Annotated in this window: 16 protein-coding genes; 8 read left to right on the top strand and 8 right to left on the bottom strand. The window is 73.3% G+C overall.

Features of this window, described 5'->3' with window-relative positions:
- Positions 1-387, top strand: a 387-nt coding sequence (locus ACIA5A_RS30550; protein WP_396768196.1) for a non-reducing end alpha-L-arabinofuranosidase family hydrolase, incomplete at its 5' end; no start/stop codon positions are given.
- Positions 388-439: 52 nt separating this feature from the next.
- Here ACIA5A_RS30550 and ACIA5A_RS30545 read toward each other — a convergent pair.
- From ACIA5A_RS30545 to ACIA5A_RS30530, 4 genes are read right to left on the bottom strand one after another with little or no spacing between them, the layout of a single operon-like run.
- Positions 440-1,498: an ABC transporter ATP-binding protein gene (locus tag ACIA5A_RS30545; RefSeq protein ID WP_396768194.1), complete on the bottom strand. Its 1,059-nt coding sequence runs from the start codon at positions 1,496-1,498 to the stop codon at positions 440-442.
- On the bottom strand, positions 1,495-2,340 hold the full coding sequence (locus ACIA5A_RS30540; RefSeq protein WP_396768192.1) for an ABC transporter permease: 846 nt from the start codon (positions 2,338-2,340) through the stop codon (positions 1,495-1,497). The genes ACIA5A_RS30545 and ACIA5A_RS30540 overlap by 4 nt, the downstream gene beginning before the upstream one ends.
- Positions 2,341-2,345: 5 nt before the next feature.
- Positions 2,346-3,137: a molybdate ABC transporter substrate-binding protein gene (modA, locus tag ACIA5A_RS30535; protein WP_396768190.1), complete on the bottom strand. Its 792-nt coding sequence runs from the start codon at positions 3,135-3,137 to the stop codon at positions 2,346-2,348.
- A 32-nt stretch (positions 3,138-3,169) separates the two neighbouring features.
- Positions 3,170-3,589, bottom strand: coding sequence for a molybdopterin-binding protein (locus tag ACIA5A_RS30530; RefSeq protein ID WP_396768188.1), 420 nt, complete (start codon positions 3,587-3,589; stop codon positions 3,170-3,172).
- A 197-nt stretch (positions 3,590-3,786) separates the two neighbouring features.
- Between ACIA5A_RS30530 and ACIA5A_RS30525 the strand changes: the two genes are divergently transcribed.
- The 5 genes from ACIA5A_RS30525 to ACIA5A_RS30505 all read left to right on the top strand — a co-directional run bounded on the left by ACIA5A_RS30525 (position 3,787) and on the right by ACIA5A_RS30505 (position 7,209).
- Positions 3,787-4,257 carry an AraC family transcriptional regulator gene (locus ACIA5A_RS30525; RefSeq protein ID WP_396768186.1) on the top strand — a complete coding sequence of 157 codons (471 nt, stop codon included), beginning with the start codon at positions 3,787-3,789 and terminating at the stop codon, positions 4,255-4,257.
- 95 nt (positions 4,258-4,352) lie between these two features.
- Positions 4,353-5,312, top strand: coding sequence for a TIGR03557 family F420-dependent LLM class oxidoreductase (locus tag ACIA5A_RS30520; RefSeq protein WP_396768184.1), 960 nt, complete (start codon positions 4,353-4,355; stop codon positions 5,310-5,312).
- Positions 5,313-5,331: 19 nt separating this feature from the next.
- On the top strand, positions 5,332-6,474 hold the full coding sequence (locus tag ACIA5A_RS30515) for a glutathione-independent formaldehyde dehydrogenase (RefSeq protein ID WP_396768182.1): 1,143 nt from the start codon (positions 5,332-5,334) through the stop codon (positions 6,472-6,474).
- Between the two features lie 48 nt (positions 6,475-6,522).
- Positions 6,523-6,804 carry an SCO0607 family lipoprotein gene (locus ACIA5A_RS30510; protein WP_396768180.1) on the top strand — a complete coding sequence of 94 codons (282 nt, stop codon included), beginning with the start codon at positions 6,523-6,525 and terminating at the stop codon, positions 6,802-6,804.
- Positions 6,805-6,915: 111 nt separating this feature from the next.
- On the top strand, positions 6,916-7,209 hold the full coding sequence (locus ACIA5A_RS30505; RefSeq protein WP_396768178.1) for a DUF4287 domain-containing protein: 294 nt from the start codon (positions 6,916-6,918) through the stop codon (positions 7,207-7,209).
- On the opposite strand, the gene ACIA5A_RS30500 is transcribed toward ACIA5A_RS30505, so the two are convergent.
- Positions 7,206-7,736: an alpha/beta hydrolase gene (locus ACIA5A_RS30500; protein WP_396768176.1), complete on the bottom strand. Its 531-nt coding sequence runs from the start codon at positions 7,734-7,736 to the stop codon at positions 7,206-7,208. The two genes, ACIA5A_RS30505 and ACIA5A_RS30500, sit on opposite strands and share 4 nt — an antisense overlap.
- A gap of 115 nt (positions 7,737-7,851) precedes the next feature.
- On the bottom strand, positions 7,852-10,449 hold the full coding sequence (locus ACIA5A_RS30495) for a cellulase family glycosylhydrolase (RefSeq protein WP_396768174.1): 2,598 nt from the start codon (positions 10,447-10,449) through the stop codon (positions 7,852-7,854).
- A gap of 225 nt (positions 10,450-10,674) precedes the next feature.
- Here ACIA5A_RS30495 and ACIA5A_RS30490 point away from each other — a divergent pair, with 225 nt between their 5' ends.
- Positions 10,675-11,040, top strand: coding sequence for a VOC family protein (locus tag ACIA5A_RS30490; protein WP_396768172.1), 366 nt, complete (start codon positions 10,675-10,677; stop codon positions 11,038-11,040).
- Between the two features lie 4 nt (positions 11,041-11,044).
- On the opposite strand, the gene argS is transcribed toward ACIA5A_RS30490, so the two are convergent.
- On the bottom strand, positions 11,045-12,763 hold the full coding sequence (gene argS, locus ACIA5A_RS30485; RefSeq protein WP_396768170.1) for an arginine--tRNA ligase: 1,719 nt from the start codon (positions 12,761-12,763) through the stop codon (positions 11,045-11,047).
- Between the two features lie 246 nt (positions 12,764-13,009).
- Positions 13,010-13,453: a PRC-barrel domain-containing protein gene (locus ACIA5A_RS30480; protein ID WP_396768168.1), complete on the bottom strand. Its 444-nt coding sequence runs from the start codon at positions 13,451-13,453 to the stop codon at positions 13,010-13,012.
- A 155-nt stretch (positions 13,454-13,608) separates the two neighbouring features.
- Here ACIA5A_RS30480 and ACIA5A_RS30475 point away from each other — a divergent pair, with 155 nt between their 5' ends.
- Positions 13,609-13,863 (top strand): SCO4848 family membrane protein, encoded by a 255-nt coding sequence (locus ACIA5A_RS30475; RefSeq protein ID WP_396768166.1) that lies wholly within the window; start codon positions 13,609-13,611, stop codon positions 13,861-13,863.
- The last annotated feature ends 557 nt before the right edge of the window (positions 13,864-14,420 follow it).

Here is a 14,420-nt window from a genome sequence, read left to right as displayed (position 1 = left end):
TACACCACCGTCATGAGCGACAGCACGAACAACCTGTTCGAGGCGGTGCAGGTCTACAAGCTCCAGGGCCAGACCCGCTACCTCATGATCGTCGAAGCCATCGGCGCGCAGGGCCGCTACTTCCGGTCGTTCACCGCCACCAGCCTGGGCGGCTCGTGGACGCCGAACGCCGCGACCGAGAGCAACCCGTTCGCCGGCAAGGCCAACAGCGGCGCCACCTGGACCAACGACATCAGCCACGGCGAGCTGATCCGCACCAGCGCGGACCAGACCTTCACCGTCGACCCGTGCAACCTGCAACTGCTCTACCAGGGCCGCGCCACCAACTCCGGCGGCGACTACGGCCTGCTGCCCTACCGCCCGGGCCTGCTGACCCTCCAGCGCTGACGCCGGCAGATCGGATCGCGGGCCGGCCTCTCCGCCCGGGGAGACCGGCCCGTCAGGCCGGGTAGGCCCGGGTCTCGGCGGCCTTCACGGCGGCCCACACCGACCGGCCCGGTGCCAGGTCCAGGTGGCTGGCGGCGGCCGGCGTGACGTCGGCGGCGACCGCGATCGGGCCGTCCAGTTGCACGCGCAGGTTGTCGCCGTGCCGTTGCAGCCCGGCGATGACGGCCGGCCACGTGTTGCGGGGGCTGCCGTCCGGCCGGCGGGGGTGCAGGGCGACGGCCGACGGGGGGAACGCGACGAACGCGTCGCCGTGCAGGGGGTCGGCCACGGTGAGGGTGAGCCGGTCGTCGACGCGTACCGCCGGGCCGTCGGCGACGCCTCGGTAGAGGTTGAGGCCGACGAGACGGGCGACGTAGTCGGTGCGTGGCTGGGCGGTGATGGTGGCGGCGTCGCCCTCCTGCACCACCCGGCCGTCCTCGATGATGACCAGCCGGTCGGCCAGCACCAGGGCGTCGAGCGGATCGTGGGTGACCAGCAGGGCGGCGCCGGGATGCGCGTCGAGGTGCCGATGGAGTTCGGCGCGGGTGTCGAGCCGGGTGCGAGCGTCGAGCGCGGCGAGCGGCTCGTCGAGCAGCAACAGCACCGGGTCGACGGCCAGGGCCCGGGCGAGCGCCACCCGCTGGGCCTGCCCACCCGACAGGTGGCGTGGCTTGCGGCGCGCCTGGTCGGCCAGGCCGACCCGCTCCAGCCACTCGGCGGCCCGCCGGCGGGCGTCGCGCCGGTCGGCGCCGTGCCGTCGCGGCCCGAAGGCGACGTTGTCCAGCGCGTTCAGGTGCGGGAACAGCAGGTAGTCCTGGAAGACCACGCCTATCGGCCGGTGCTCCGGCGGTGTCCAGCGGCGCTGCCCGGGCCGGTCCACGTCCCGCCCGGCGAGGACCAGATGGCCGGCGTTCAACGGTTGCAGGCCGGCGAGCGCGCGCAGGGCGGTGGTCTTGCCCGCGCCGTTGGGGCCGAGCAGCGCGACCACCTCGCCGGCGGCGACGCGCAGCGGCACGTCCAGGCGGAAGGCGCCCCGGTCGACGGTCAGGTGGGCGTCCACGACCGGGCTCATGCGCTGGTGATCCACTTGTCCCGGAGGCCGGCGAGGATGGCCACCGAGACGATCAGCAGGACCAGGCTGAGCACCACCGCGCCGTCCAGGTCGCCGCCCTCGATGGTCTGGTAGACCGCCAGCGGCATGGTCTGGGTGACGCCGGGATAGTTGCCGGCAAAGGTGATCGTGGCGCCGAACTCGCCGAGCGCCCGCGCCCAGCAGAGCACCGCGCCGGCGGCGACGCCCGGCGCCACCAGAGGCAGGGTGACGTGCGTGAACGTCGTCCAGCGGCCGGCGCCGAGGGTGGCGGCGGCCTCCTCGTAGCGGGCGTCCGCCCCGCGTAGCGCGCCCTCCACGGCGATGACCAGGAACGGCATGGCGACGAACGCCTCCGCGACGACCACCCCGGTGGTGGTGAACGGCAGCGTGAACCCGAACGTGCCGTCCAGCCACTCGCCGAGCAGACCACGGCGGCCGAACACCAGCAGCAGCGCCACCCCGCCGACCACCGGCGGCAGCACCAGCGGGACCGTGACCAGCGCCCGGACCAGCCGGCGGCCGGGGAACCGGGCGCGGGCCAGCAACCACGCCAGGGGTACGCCCAGCAGCAGGCACACGGCGGTGGCGGCGGTGGCGGTCTGCAACGACAGCCGCAGCGCGGTCAGCGCGCCGGGCTCGGTGAGCCGCTGCGGCAGGCTGTCCCACGGGGCCCGGACCACCAGGCCGGCCAGCGGCAGCACCAGGAACAGCAGCCCCAGCAGTGCCGGCGCCAGCAGGGCTGCCGGCACCCGTTGACGGCGGCGCGGCGGCCCGCCCGGGGTGGGGCGTACCGCCGTGCCGGGTGCGCCGGTCGGGGTCATCGCGGTCAGGGGCCCTGGAAGCCGGCGGCGGTCAGCACCGCCGTGCCCCGGTCGGAGCGGACGTAGGCGACGAAGGCCCGCGCGCCGGGCTTGTTCGGCGCGTTCTTCAGCACGACGACCGGATAGTCGTTGATCGCGCGCGCCGACTCGGGGAACTCCACGCCGTCCACGTCGTCGGCGGCGGCCCGGGTGTCGGTGCGGTAGACGAGCGCGGCGTCGACCTCGCCGAGCTTCACCTTGGACAGCGCGCCCTTGACGTCCTGCTCCAGGGTGACCGGGGTGATCCTGACCTGCGCGGCGCCCAGCGCCGTGGTCGCCGCCGCACCGCAGGGCACCTGCGGCGCGCAGAGCGCCACCTTCAGGCCGGGCCGGGTGAGGTCGGCCAGCGCCCGGACGCCCTTCGGGTTGCCCTTGGGCACGGCGATGACCAGTTGGTTCCGCGCGAACGTGGCGGGCGCGCCGTCGCCGTTGCCGGCGTCGACGACCGACTGCATGTTCTTCGGCGCGGCGGAGGCGAACACGTCGGCGGGCGCGCCCTGGTTGATCTGGTTGGCCAGCGCGGAACTTCCCGCGAAGTTGAAGGTGACCCGCACGCCGGGGTTCGCGGCCTCGAAGTCCTTGCCGATCGTGGTGAACGACTCGGTAAGCGACGCCGCCGCGAAGACGGTCACCGTGCCGGTCACCCCGGAGTCCGGCGCGGAGCCCGCCGGTTCGGTGCCGCCGCCGCAGCCGGCCAGCCCCGCCAGCGCCAGGGCGGTCGTCCCGGCCAGCGCGGCGCGGGCGAAACGGGTAGCCATCGGCTCCTCCTCCCGAGCGCGGCGGCCCGCGCTCATCCGCCGGCCCGTGGCCGGTGGGTCGGGGTGGACCGTTCCACCACGACAGTTGTCGACTTGATCACCGCGACTGCCACCGACCCGACCTCGAGGCCGAGTTCCTCGACCGCCTCCCGGCTCATCAACGACACGATCCGGAACGGCCCGGCCTGGATGTCCACCTGGGCCATCACCGTGTCCTTGGCGACGGCGGTGACGATCCCCCGCAGGCGGTTGCGCGCCGACGACTCCTCGGACCTGTCGTTCGCCTCGCCCGCCTGCTCGCGGACGAAACCGGCCAACTCGACGCCGTCGATCACCCGGTGACCCTGCTCGTCACGGCCGGCGGGGAGGCGGCCCGCGTCGACCCAGCGGCGCACCGTGTCCGCGCTGACGCCGAGCAGTTCGGCGGCCTCGCCGATCCGAAAAACCGTCACGCCAGGCACCTTACCCGCACGCTTCTGCTGGCGAGAAGACCAAAAATGGCTTGCTTCTGCGGCCAAGTATGCTCCGAATGGCTCTCAACTGCGAATGGATCTCCGGTTCGCCGGACCCGCTGTGCGGCAACGGCACGGGTGGTGACCTCGTTGCACGCGACGACAGGACGGTCCGCCGAGCCGGGGAGGCGATCAGGATGACCGAGGACGTGGGATCGCCCTTCCGTTACTCGTACGCCACCCAGGAGGCCGCGAAGGCGCACGACGTGCTGCGCCGGCTCTACGTCGGCCACGACTTCCGGCTCCACCGGGTGGGCCGCCGGTTCAGCTACCAGCAGGAGGCGGCCGGGGCCGGGCCGATCGTGGTGGGCCGGGTGCGGTACGGCATGGACGCCGACGTCCGGCTCGAACCGTTGGACCATCTGCTGATCGTCACGCCCCGGGCCCTGCAGACGGCGTTCCGTCGGCACCTCGGCATCACCCCGACCGCCTACCTGCGCCGGGTCCGCCTGGACCGGGCCCATCGGGACCTGACGGCCGCCCGGCGCGCCGAAGGGGACACCGTGGCCGCGATCGCGCGCCGCTGGGGTTACCTGCACACGGGCCGGTTCGCGGCCGACTACCGGGCGGCGTACGGACGGCCTCCCGGGGACACGCTGCGCGGCTGAGCCGGCGGTAAGAGGTTTTTCCGGTCTGCCGGTTTCCGGTGCTCCTGCCTGGAAAGGTCAGGGAGAGGAGCAGGCCCCCAGAGTCGGGAAACGTCATGCAGATCGGTTACAAGCTGTCCAGCGAGGGGTTCGGACCGCAGGACCTCATCCGGCAGGCCGTCCGGGCCGAGGAGGCCGGCTTCGACTTCGTGGAGATGAGCGACCACTTCCACCCCTGGCTGGACGTGCAGGGGCACTCGTCGTTCACCTGGACCGTGTTCGGCGCGATCGCCGCCAAGACCGAGCGGATCGGGCTGGCCACCGGGGTGACCTGCCCGACCGTGCGCTACCACCCGGCGATCATCGCGCAGGCGGCGGCCACCCTGGCCATCGTCTCCGATGGACGGTTCACGCTCGGCGTCGGTGCCGGGGAGCGGCTCAACGAGCACGTCGTCGGGCAGGGCTTTCCGAGCGTGCGGGGTCGCCACGAGCGGCTGCGGGAGGCGCTGGAGATCATCCGGCTGCTCTGGCGGGGCGGCTACCGGTCGTACGAGGGAAAGTACCTCCAGGTGGAGGACGCGCGCGTGTTCGACCTGCCCGACGAGCTGCCGGTGATCGCGGTGGCGGCGAGTGGCCCGGTGTCCGCGGCGATCGCCGCCGAGTACGGCGACGGGCTGTTCGCCACCGAGCCGAAGCCGGAGCTGGTCGAGGCGTACCGAAAGGGTGGCGGCGACGGCCCGCGCTACGCCGAGGTGCCGGTGGCCTGGGCGGCCGACGAGCAGCAGGCGGTACGGGCGGCCTGGGAGACCAGCCGGTGGGCGGTCACCGGCTGGAAGGTGATGAGCGAGTTGCCGAACCCGGTGAACTTCGAGGCCGCCTCCCGCACCGTCACCGAGGACGACATCCGGCAGCAGTTCGCGGTCGGCCCCGACCCGGACGCCCACGTGGCGGCGGTGCGGACGTACGTCGACGCGGGCTTCGACCACCTCGTGCTCCAGAACGCCGGCCCGGACCCGGACGGCTTCCTCGACTTCTACCGCGACACCCTCGCCGAGCGCCTCCGCGCCCTCGGCTGACCCGATCCGGAGGTTCACCGTGAAGGCACTTGTCTACCGAGGTCCCCGCGACGTCGCCGTCGAGGACCGGCCCGACCCGACGATCCAGGCCCCCACCGACGCGATCATCCGCATCACCACCACCAACATCTGCGGCTCCGACCTGCACATGTACGAGGGACGCACCTCGGTCGAGGAAGGCAAGATCCTCGGTCACGAGAACATGGGCGTGGTCGAGGCGGTCGGCGACGCGCTCACCCGGATCAGCGTCGGCGACCGGGTGTCCGTGCCGTTCAACATCGCCTGCGGCACCTGCCGGAACTGCCTGCACGGCTGGACCAGCTTCTGCCTGCGCACCAACCCGACCGAGGGGATGGACGGCGCGGCCTACGGCTACGCCAACATGGGCCCGTACGACGGCGGGCAGGCCCAGTACCTACGGGTGCCGTACGCGGACTTCAACCTGCTGCGCCTGCCGTCCGGCACCGAGCACGAGAACGACTTCACCATGCTGTCGGACATCTTCCCGACCGGCTGGCACGGCACCGAACTCGCCGGGCAGGCCCCGGGGGACACGGTCGCGGTGTTCGGCGCGGGCCCGGTCGGGCTGATGGCCGCGCACAGCGCGATGATCAAGGGCGCCGACCGGGTGTTCGTGGTGGACAAGGAGGCCGACCGCCTGGCCATGGCCGGCAAGCTCGGCGCGATCCCGATCAACTTCGCCGAGGGCGACCCGGTGCGGCAGATCATGGACGCCACCGACGGCGTGGGCGCGGACTGCGGCGTGGAGGCGGTCGGCTACCAGGCCCACGACCCGTCCGGTGACGAGCATCCGGAGCTGGTGCTGGACAACCTCGTCGACGTGGTCCGCTCCACCGGCGGGATCGGCGTGGTGGGCGTCTACGTGCCGCAGGACCCCAACGCCGCGGACAAGCGGGCACAGGAGGGCCGCATCGGCTGGCAGTACGGCACGTTCTTCACCAAGGGCCAGCGGATGGGCACCGGACAGGCCCCGGTGATGCGCTACAACCGGCAGCTCCGCGACCTGATCATCGCCGGCCGCGCCCAGCCGTCGTTCCTGGTCTCGCACGAGCTGCCGCTGGCCGAGGCGCCGGAGGCGTACGGGCACTTCGACCGGCGCGAGCACGGCTGGACGAAGGTGCTGCTGCACCCCAACGACTGAGTACGCGTACGGATGGCGGCGGCGGCCGGGGCGACGAGAATTCTCCGCATGCGAACCCGAATCTCGATCGCCCTGGCCGCGGTCGGCCTGAGCGCGCTGACGCTCACCGCCGGCTGCTCGTTCGAGGAGTCCATCTGCGGCAGCGGTGAATATCCGGCCATCGCGGTCGGTGCGCAGGGCGGCAGCGCCTGCTTCCCGAACGGCCAGGAGCCCACCCCGCCCTACGTCCGCTATCCCGAGGGCAAGGTTCCGCAGCACGTCGACGACGAGTGGGACGTCTACTGGCGGACCCACGGCATCGACGAGAACAACACCATCGTCGAGCGCTGAGCGCACCGCCGGCAGAGCGGTCGGATCCGGACCGGGATCGTTGCCCCTGGGTCAACGCTCGTGCCGTAGCCGCGCCTTGATCGCCCTCCGGCGGGGAAGCAGGCTGGGGGCATGTCCTTCCAGGCGTACCTCGACGCGATCGAGAACCGGACCGGCAAGACCCCACGCGTGCTCGTCCAGGAGGCCGAGCGACGCGGCTACGGAGAGGCAGGTGTGAAGGCCGGCGTCGTCGTGGACTGGCTGAAGAACGACTACGGGCTCGGGCGGGGCCACGCCATGGCCCTGTTTCACGTGATCCGGAACGGACCGCGGATCAGCGCCAAGCACGTCGGCTCCGCCGGATCGCACCGGGACGCCAGTGCCACGCTCTGGCTGGACGGCCAGGCCACCCGGCCGGCCGACTAGGCCGGGTCGAGCCCTCGGGCGAACGCCTCGACGGCGGTGCAGACCCGGCCGAGCGCCTCGGCGGAGCGGGCCAGCGGGCCCGGCACCATCAGCGCGTGGTCGGCGTCCGCGACCTCCACCACGTGCGGGGTGAGCCGGCGGGCGACCTCACCGTCCCACACCGTGTCGGCGGTGCCGCCGGCCAGCAGGAACGGCGCGGTGGCACGCGCCAACGGCGCGCGGACCGCCGGGTCGGTCAGCAACGGCGTCAGCCAGACCGCCGGGATGCCCCGGTCGGCGGCGAGCGGGGCGGCGAAGCTGCCCAGCGACTTGCCGACCAGCAGGTCGACGCCGTCGTCGAGGACCGGCGTGAGCTGCTCGGCCACGAAGCCGGACGCCGCGTCGAGGTCCAGCTCGTCCAGCCGCTGCCAGGTCACCTCGTGCACCTCGAAGCCGAGCCGGCGCAACGCCTCCCCGAGGTAGACGAAGAGCGGACCCCGGGTGTCGTAGCCGCGCCCCGGGGCGAGCACCGCCCGCCGATCCGCCATGGTCGCCTCCCTCTCGTCGGGTCGACAGTCACGCTAGCCGCTCGCCCGCGTCGGGGTGGTCCCGCGCGAACCGGCGCCGGGTCGGGACGTCACGCCCCGACCCGGCACCGCCGGGTCAGGACGCGTACGCGCCGAGGGAGTCCAGGCGCAGGCTGCTCGGACCGGTCGCGCCGCCGGGATAGAGCGACAACTGCGTGACCGCGCCCAGGTCGAGCGGGCCGGGCGTGGCCCACGGCGGCGGGGCGAAGTCGGCGAACGGCACCTGCACCACGCGCGGCTCGGCACCGGTGAACGTCAGCGTCTTCTCCCAGTAGAAGCCGGACGCGACGAACTGGACGGTCAGTTGCTGCCCGTCCGCGCCCGGCTCCACCCACATCCGCAGCCCGGTGGTGCCACGCCAGTCCTGCGCGGCCGGCAGGTTGTGGATCACGCCCGCGTATCCGCTGGCGCCGGGGGTCCAGCTCAGTCGCATGCTGTGCCCGCTGCCCTCACCGGCCGGGGCCAGCGTGGTGGTGATCGGGTCGCCGCCGCCGTTGCGCGGGTAGGCGGCGGTCAGCGCCTCGTCCGAGGGGTAGGTGTCGAAGTCGTCGACCACCACCCCGGGCAGGTCGGCACGGGTGGTGAAGGCGGCGTCCGTGGCGGTCGAGCCGTACCCGTTGGTCGCGGTGACCCGCACATGCAGGGTGGCTCCGGCGGGCCAGGCCGTGGTCGGCGTGAAACCGGGGGTACGCAGGCCGGACACCGCCACCAGCGGCGCGCTGAGGTCGGCGTGCTCGGAGACGGTCAACGAGTAGTGGGCGGCGCCCGGCGCGGTCGACCAGTCCAGCGCCGCCAACCGGCTCACCCCGGTCGAGTCCGGTGCCGGCGCGGTGAGCGTGAAGGCCCCCGGCCTGGTGCTGGTCACCGAGTCCGACCGGGCGGACAACGCGACCGAGGTGACCGCGAAGCGGGCGTCGCGCCGCCACCCGACCCGGATGCCGTCGACCCCGCGCAGGCCGGTGACGGAGAGCGCCCAGCGGTCGTGGCCGACCCGGTCGACGCGGGGCCGCACCGCCCGCCACCCGGTCGTGCCGTCGGCGGACACCTCGACCACGGCCCGGGGGCGTCCGGCGGAGGCGACCGTGACGGTGGCGGCGGTGAGGTCGTCCCGCCGGTAGCGCAGCTCGCCCGGCCGGCCGCGGGCGGGCGCGACAAGCACCCCGTCGGCGGTGGGCGTGCGGCGCAGCGAGTCGCTGTGCCCGGCGCTGACGAACCAGTCCTCCAGCGGGTCGTACGTCTGGTCGCTCGTCGGGTCGGTGCCGACCGGCACGGACACGGCCACGGCGGCGCCGCCGGCGTCGACCGCCACCACCCGGTAGGTGACCCGGCCGGCGGGCGTGGTCAGGTCGTACCAGGGCGCGTCGTCGGCGCTCAGCGGCCGGGCGCCGCTGACGGTGGCCCAGGCCCCGCCCGGGCCGCGTCGCTGCACCAGGTAGCCGGCGGTGCCCGCGGTGCCCCGCCACCGCAGTGTGGTGATGCCGTAGTCGGCGTCGACGGCGGTCAGCAGCGGACGGTCGCCGATCACCGCCGGGGCGGGACGGCCGGACATCGTCGTGGCGAAGCGGGTCAGCGCCGCGACGGCCGCCCGCATCGCCGGGGTGTCGCCCGGGTAGTGCACGGTGAAGCCGTCGCCGTGCGGCACGAAGCCGGAGTGGTCGTGGTGGCCGAAGAGCGACCAGAACAGCGCGCCGCTCACGTCCGGGTTGGCCGCGACCTGGTCCAGCAGCTCGTCGGTGGCCTGGCCGGAGCCGTACTCGCCGGCGACGTAGACCTTGCCGGCGGCGGTGGCCGCGGCGGCGTCGGCAGCGATGCCGGCGGCGGTGGGCGGATAGTAGTGCGAGTCGCTGATGTCGACGTGCGGCGACGCCAGCACGGCGGGGTCCGTGCCGTGCTGGCTGCCGGCCGCGACGAGCTGCCGGGGGGCGAGCGTCTTGACGTGCCCGGCGACGTCGTCGACCCAGTCGGCGGTCATCCCGTTGAGTTCGTTGCCCAGCTCCCACGCCATGATCGTCGGATCGTCGACGTACGCCTTCCCGGTGTAGCGGTTGACGTGGGTGAGCAGCGTGCGGACGTACTGCTTGAACGCGGCCCGCGCGGCCGGGTCGGTGTAGAACAGCGCGCCGTCGTCGTCGGTGCTGAGGCCGAGCCAGCGCAGGAAGTCGTACCGGCCGCCGTGGTAGTACTGCCAGTTGTCGGTGAGCGGGACGATCAGCCGCAGCCCTTGCCGGCGCGCCTCGGCGATCGCGTAGTCGATGCGGTCGAACGCCTCCGGGTTGACCTGGCCGAGCGCCGGTTCCAGCGACTTCGGGTGGCCGGTGGAGACGCCGAGGGTGTGCGCGCGCACCACTGTGGCGCCCATCCGCCGCGCGGTGGTCAGCCCGTCCCGGATCCGGAAATAGGTGGGGTGGTCGACGGCCGGCGGGTCGGCCGGATCGGTGCCGCCGACGTTCTCGTCCAGGCCCAGCCAGTACGCGTTGGGCCCGGCGAACCGGAACGGCCGGCCGGCGACGGTCAGCCGGGTGCCGTCGCGGACGACGAACGCCGGGTCGGTGTGCCGGGACGATGGTTCGGGTGCCGCCTGTCGACCGCCGGCGACCGCCGGTGGGGCGGACAGCGCGCCGGTCGCCAGCACGGCGACGAGCGCGACGGCGGTCCGGCGGATGCGCAGTGTCATGGGAACCTCCGCGACTGTGCCGCCGGGGCCGGCGGCGACCGAGAGGCGACGGCGTCCGTCGATGGCCGGCCGTCGCCATCGCTCACTGAACCGGTTAAGGTAACGAGCGTCAAGCGCCGGAAACAGCGCGTTATTCGAACGTTATCGATGACGTCACGAGCCCGGCCGGGAATCCACGGCCGGCTGAATCGGTTAACGGATCACCGTGGCCGCTAGGGTCCGACCATGAGCGTGTATCCCCGCGTCGTCACCGACGACTTCCCGGCCACCCTGGCCTTCTACACCGCGCTGCTCGGCGAGCCGGAGAAGGTGGTCGGCGAGTTCGAGTACGCCGGCTTCGACGTCGGCGGCGAGACCGTCCTCGCGCTGCTGGGCCGGCGGGCCGCCGAGGCCGTGCTCCCGGTCGGCCGGGGCGACGGCGGCGTGCTCGTCGTGGTCCCGGTGCCCGACGTGGACGCCGTCGTCGCCGCGCTGCCCGCCGGGACGGTCCTGGCCGAACCGGCCGACCGCCCCGGCTGGGGCGTGCGCTCCGCCTACCTGCGTGACCCCGAGGGCAACGTGGTCGAGGTGCAGACCTGGCTGCCGCGCTGACCGCTCACAACCGCTCCGGGGTCCGGATGCCGAGCAGGTCCAGGCCCCGGTGCAGCACCCGTGCCGTCAGGTCGCACAGCACCAGCCGGCTCTCCCGCACCGCTCCCTCGGCCCGCAGCACCGGACACCGCTCGTAGAACGCGCTGAACGCGGCGGCGAGCCGGTGCAGGTACGCGGCCAGGTGGTGGAACTCCAGGCTGCCGGCCACGGTGTCGACCACCGCCGCGAAACCGGCCAGCTCGATCACGAGCGCCCGCTCGGCCGGCCCGGTCAGCGCGATCGGCGCCTCCGGTCGCGCCACCACCCCGGCCCGCCGGAAGATCGACCGGATCCGGGCGTACGCGTACTGCAGGTAGGGCGCGGTGTTGCCGTCCAGCGACAACATCCGCTCCCAGTCCAGCACGTAGTCCTTGTGCCGGTCGCCGGACAGGTCGGCGTACTTGATCGCGCCGATGCCCACCGCGCGCCCGACCTCGGCGGCCTCCGCCTCGCCCAGCTCCGGATTCCGCTCCCGGGCCAACGCCGTGGCCCGCTCCACGGCCTCGGTGAGCAGCCCGACCAGCTTCACCGCCCCGCCGGCCCGGCTGCGCAGCATCCGCCCGTCCGGCCCGAGGATCGAGCCGAAACCGACATGCTCGGCCCGGGCCGGCGGGGCCAACCAGCCGGCCTGCGCGGCGGTCGCGAAGACCATCTCGAAGTGCCGCCGCTGCGGCGACCCGACCACGTAGAGCAGCCGGGTCGCGCCCAGCGTGCCGGTCCGGTGCCGCACCGCGGCCAGGTCGGTCGCCGGATAGCCGTAGCCGCCGTCCGACTTGCGCACGATGAGTGGCAACGGCTCGCCGTCCCGGCCCACCGAGCCGGGCGGGAACACGCAGTCCGCGCCCTCGCTGCGCCGCAGCAGCCCGAGCCGGTCCAACTCGCCGACGGTCGGCGCGAGCAGGTCGTGATAGCTGCTCTCCCCCCGGAAGTCGGCCCGGGAGAGCGTCACGTCGAGCAGGTCGTAGACGGTCAGGAAGTAGCTCTCCGACTGAGCGACGAGCATCCGCCACAGCCGCACCGTCGCCGGGTCGCCGCCCTGCAACGCCACCACCCGCAGCCGCGACCGCTCCCGGAACGCCGCGTCGTCGTCGAACTTGGCCCGCGCCGCGGTGTAGAACGAGTCCAGATCGCCCATGGACAGCTCCTGCGCCGCCTCGGCCTCACCGAGGTCGACCAGGTGCTCGATCAGCATGCCGAACGGCGTGCCCCAGTCGCCGAGGTGGTTGGCCCGCGACACCCGGTGTCCCAGCCACCCCAGCGTCCGGGCCGCGGCGTCCCCGATCACCGTCGACCGCAGGTGCCCGACGTGCATCTCCTTGGCCACGTTCGGCGCCGAGTAGTCGACCACCACGGTCTCCGGCTCGGCCACCACCGGCACCCCGAGCCGGGGGTCGGCGGCCAGCGCGGAGACCAGGTCGCCCAGCGCCCGGTCGGCCACGGTCAGGTTGAGGAAACCCGGTCCGGACACCTCCACCGCCGCGCACAGGTCGGCCAGCTCCGCGCGCTCCCGTACCTCCTCGGCGACCGCCCGCGGCGGCCGGCCGAGCCGCCGGGCCAGCGCGAGCGCCGCGTCGGACTGGAAGTCCGCATGCTGCGAGCGCCGCACGACCGGGTCCACCGGCACGCCGGCCACCGCCGCGAACGCCGGCGCCAGCCGGGCGGACAACACCTTTTCAAGATCCATGAGTACGCCGATCTCGCTCGATCCGCCGCGCGGATCACCGGATGGGAAGGCGGCGGAGCGAGGACGATCGACGACGACCGGCGGCTCGATCCGCCGGTCGCAGGAGAGGGAAGGCTCAGCGCAGGCGGTCGCGGGACCGCCGGCGTCGCAGCGTGCCGAGCCGGACGTCGGGGGACGCCGTCGGGTACGCCTGCGAGCTGCTCATGCCGGCAGCGTAACCGCCCGGCCCGGGGGTGGCGCAAGCGCTCAACCCTGCCGGTAGCTCTCCGAGTAGTAGGTGCCGACCCGCTCCCGGTAGTCGGCGCGCGCGAAGTCGTCCGGGTCGAACGCCGGAGACTCCTTCACCTGGTCGCGGGTTCGGTCCACGTGCACGACGCGGTCCAGGTGGTCGACCCGGGCCACCGTCCCGGCCGGCAGCAGCACCTTCTTCCCGAAGATCCACGGGCCGGTGTCGACGACCAGGTAGCGCGCGTCGGCCTCCTCGCTCGCCTCGTCGATCGAGCCGATCCGGCCGTCCGTCGCCTCCACCCGGTAGCCGGTGAGGTCGAGCGGCGTGCCCGGGCCGGGCGCGTCCATCCGGTCGTCGTGGCCCCCGGAGCCCTGGCGCGGCACGTCGTCCGGGCTCGTCTGGTCGTAGCCGCCGGCGAGCGCGGCCGGGTCCCGCCAGGCCCACGGATTGAACGGCTGCATGCTGGCACCTCCGCGATGTCGTCTCGGCACGTCGACAGTGCCCGGACGATCGACGGGGGAAACGCCGCGACCACTGCCCGGTCCCGCGCTCACCGGTGTCGGGCACGTGTCGATGCGGCCGCCCGGGCACGGTGCCGCTGGCATACTGGCCGACCATGGTCCTGTCGCGCGGTTGGTCGTTGTTCCTGGTCGGCGTCGGGGTGTGGACCTGGGTGATCTGGCCGAGGTTCGCGCTCGCGATCTGGAACGACACGCGGGCCTGGTCGACAGGCGTCGTCGGAGAGGGCGACCCGACCGGCTTCCTTTGGGTGCACGCGCTGCTCATCGCCGCGTCGCTGGCCATCGGTACGACGACAGGCGTGCTGGGCGTGCGCGGCTGGCTCGCCGCTCGTCGTGCCGGCCGGCGCTGAGCTGCGGATATAGCTGCCAGGTGATGATGTGACGCGGGACGCTACCCCTCGATTTGACGATCAAACCCGCAGACGCGTAACTTTCTCTCTGCCAGCGCGGAACGGGGCAAACGGGACGAAAGCCCGGGAGTGCCGATCCGAGCGGGTGACCGGGTTCCGACGTGGTTCGCCACGCCGAGGGCGCGGTCCGGGCGGGGCCCGTCGAAACGCCGCAGGGTGGATTTGGCGGAGCGGAACCGACCGGGTAAGGTTGTCGACCGGCAGGGAAACGGGCGAGCTCGCGGGAGACCGCAGCGGCCGTCCTGCCAAATCCGATGGTCAGACGCAGTGGTTCGCCGCTGCGTGTGCACAGCGGCGCCAACCCGTACGAAGCATGACAGACCGGGACACACGGTTTGACACGGCGGAGACGGTGCGGTAACGTAGTAAAAGTGCCCGGCGCGAGAGCGGCGGGTGCGGTGAACGAGATACCCCGGTTCGGGGGCCTCCTGGTGGGGGTTTCCGGTGCGGTGTGTGGTTGTTCTTTGAGAACTCAACAGGGTGCTTGTAAAGCCAGT

The sequence above is a fragment of the Micromonospora sp. NPDC051300 genome (assembly GCF_044455315.1).
Lineage (GTDB): Bacteria > Actinomycetota > Actinomycetes > Mycobacteriales > Micromonosporaceae > Micromonospora > Micromonospora robiginosa.
Note: the sequence above shows the minus strand (reverse complement) of the source record. Positions and strands in the feature narration are given on the sequence as shown.

Coding starts and splice junctions, on each gene's coding strand:
- ACIA5A_RS30505 (WP_396768178.1), top strand. CDS start 6,916: ATGTCCTTCCAGGCGTACCTCGACGCGATCGAGAACCGGACCGGCAAG.
- ACIA5A_RS30510 (WP_396768180.1), top strand. CDS start 6,523: ATGCGAACCCGAATCTCGATCGCCCTGGCCGCGGTCGGCCTGAGCGCG.
- ACIA5A_RS30520 (WP_396768184.1), top strand. CDS start 4,353: ATGCAGATCGGTTACAAGCTGTCCAGCGAGGGGTTCGGACCGCAGGAC.
- argS (WP_396768170.1), bottom strand. CDS start 12,763: ATGGATCTTGAAAAGGTGTTGTCCGCCCGGCTGGCGCCGGCGTTCGCG.
- modA (WP_396768190.1), bottom strand. CDS start 3,137: ATGGCTACCCGTTTCGCCCGCGCCGCGCTGGCCGGGACGACCGCCCTG.
- ACIA5A_RS30490 (WP_396768172.1), top strand. CDS start 10,675: ATGAGCGTGTATCCCCGCGTCGTCACCGACGACTTCCCGGCCACCCTG.
- ACIA5A_RS30540 (WP_396768192.1), bottom strand. CDS start 2,340: ATGACCCCGACCGGCGCACCCGGCACGGCGGTACGCCCCACCCCGGGC.
- ACIA5A_RS30500 (WP_396768176.1), bottom strand. CDS start 7,736: ATGGCGGATCGGCGGGCGGTGCTCGCCCCGGGGCGCGGCTACGACACC.
- ACIA5A_RS30525 (WP_396768186.1), top strand. CDS start 3,787: ATGACCGAGGACGTGGGATCGCCCTTCCGTTACTCGTACGCCACCCAG.
- ACIA5A_RS30480 (WP_396768168.1), bottom strand. CDS start 13,453: ATGCAGCCGTTCAATCCGTGGGCCTGGCGGGACCCGGCCGCGCTCGCC.
- ACIA5A_RS30475 (WP_396768166.1), top strand. CDS start 13,609: ATGGTCCTGTCGCGCGGTTGGTCGTTGTTCCTGGTCGGCGTCGGGGTG.
- ACIA5A_RS30495 (WP_396768174.1), bottom strand. CDS start 10,449: ATGACACTGCGCATCCGCCGGACCGCCGTCGCGCTCGTCGCCGTGCTG.
- ACIA5A_RS30545 (WP_396768194.1), bottom strand. CDS start 1,498: ATGAGCCCGGTCGTGGACGCCCACCTGACCGTCGACCGGGGCGCCTTC.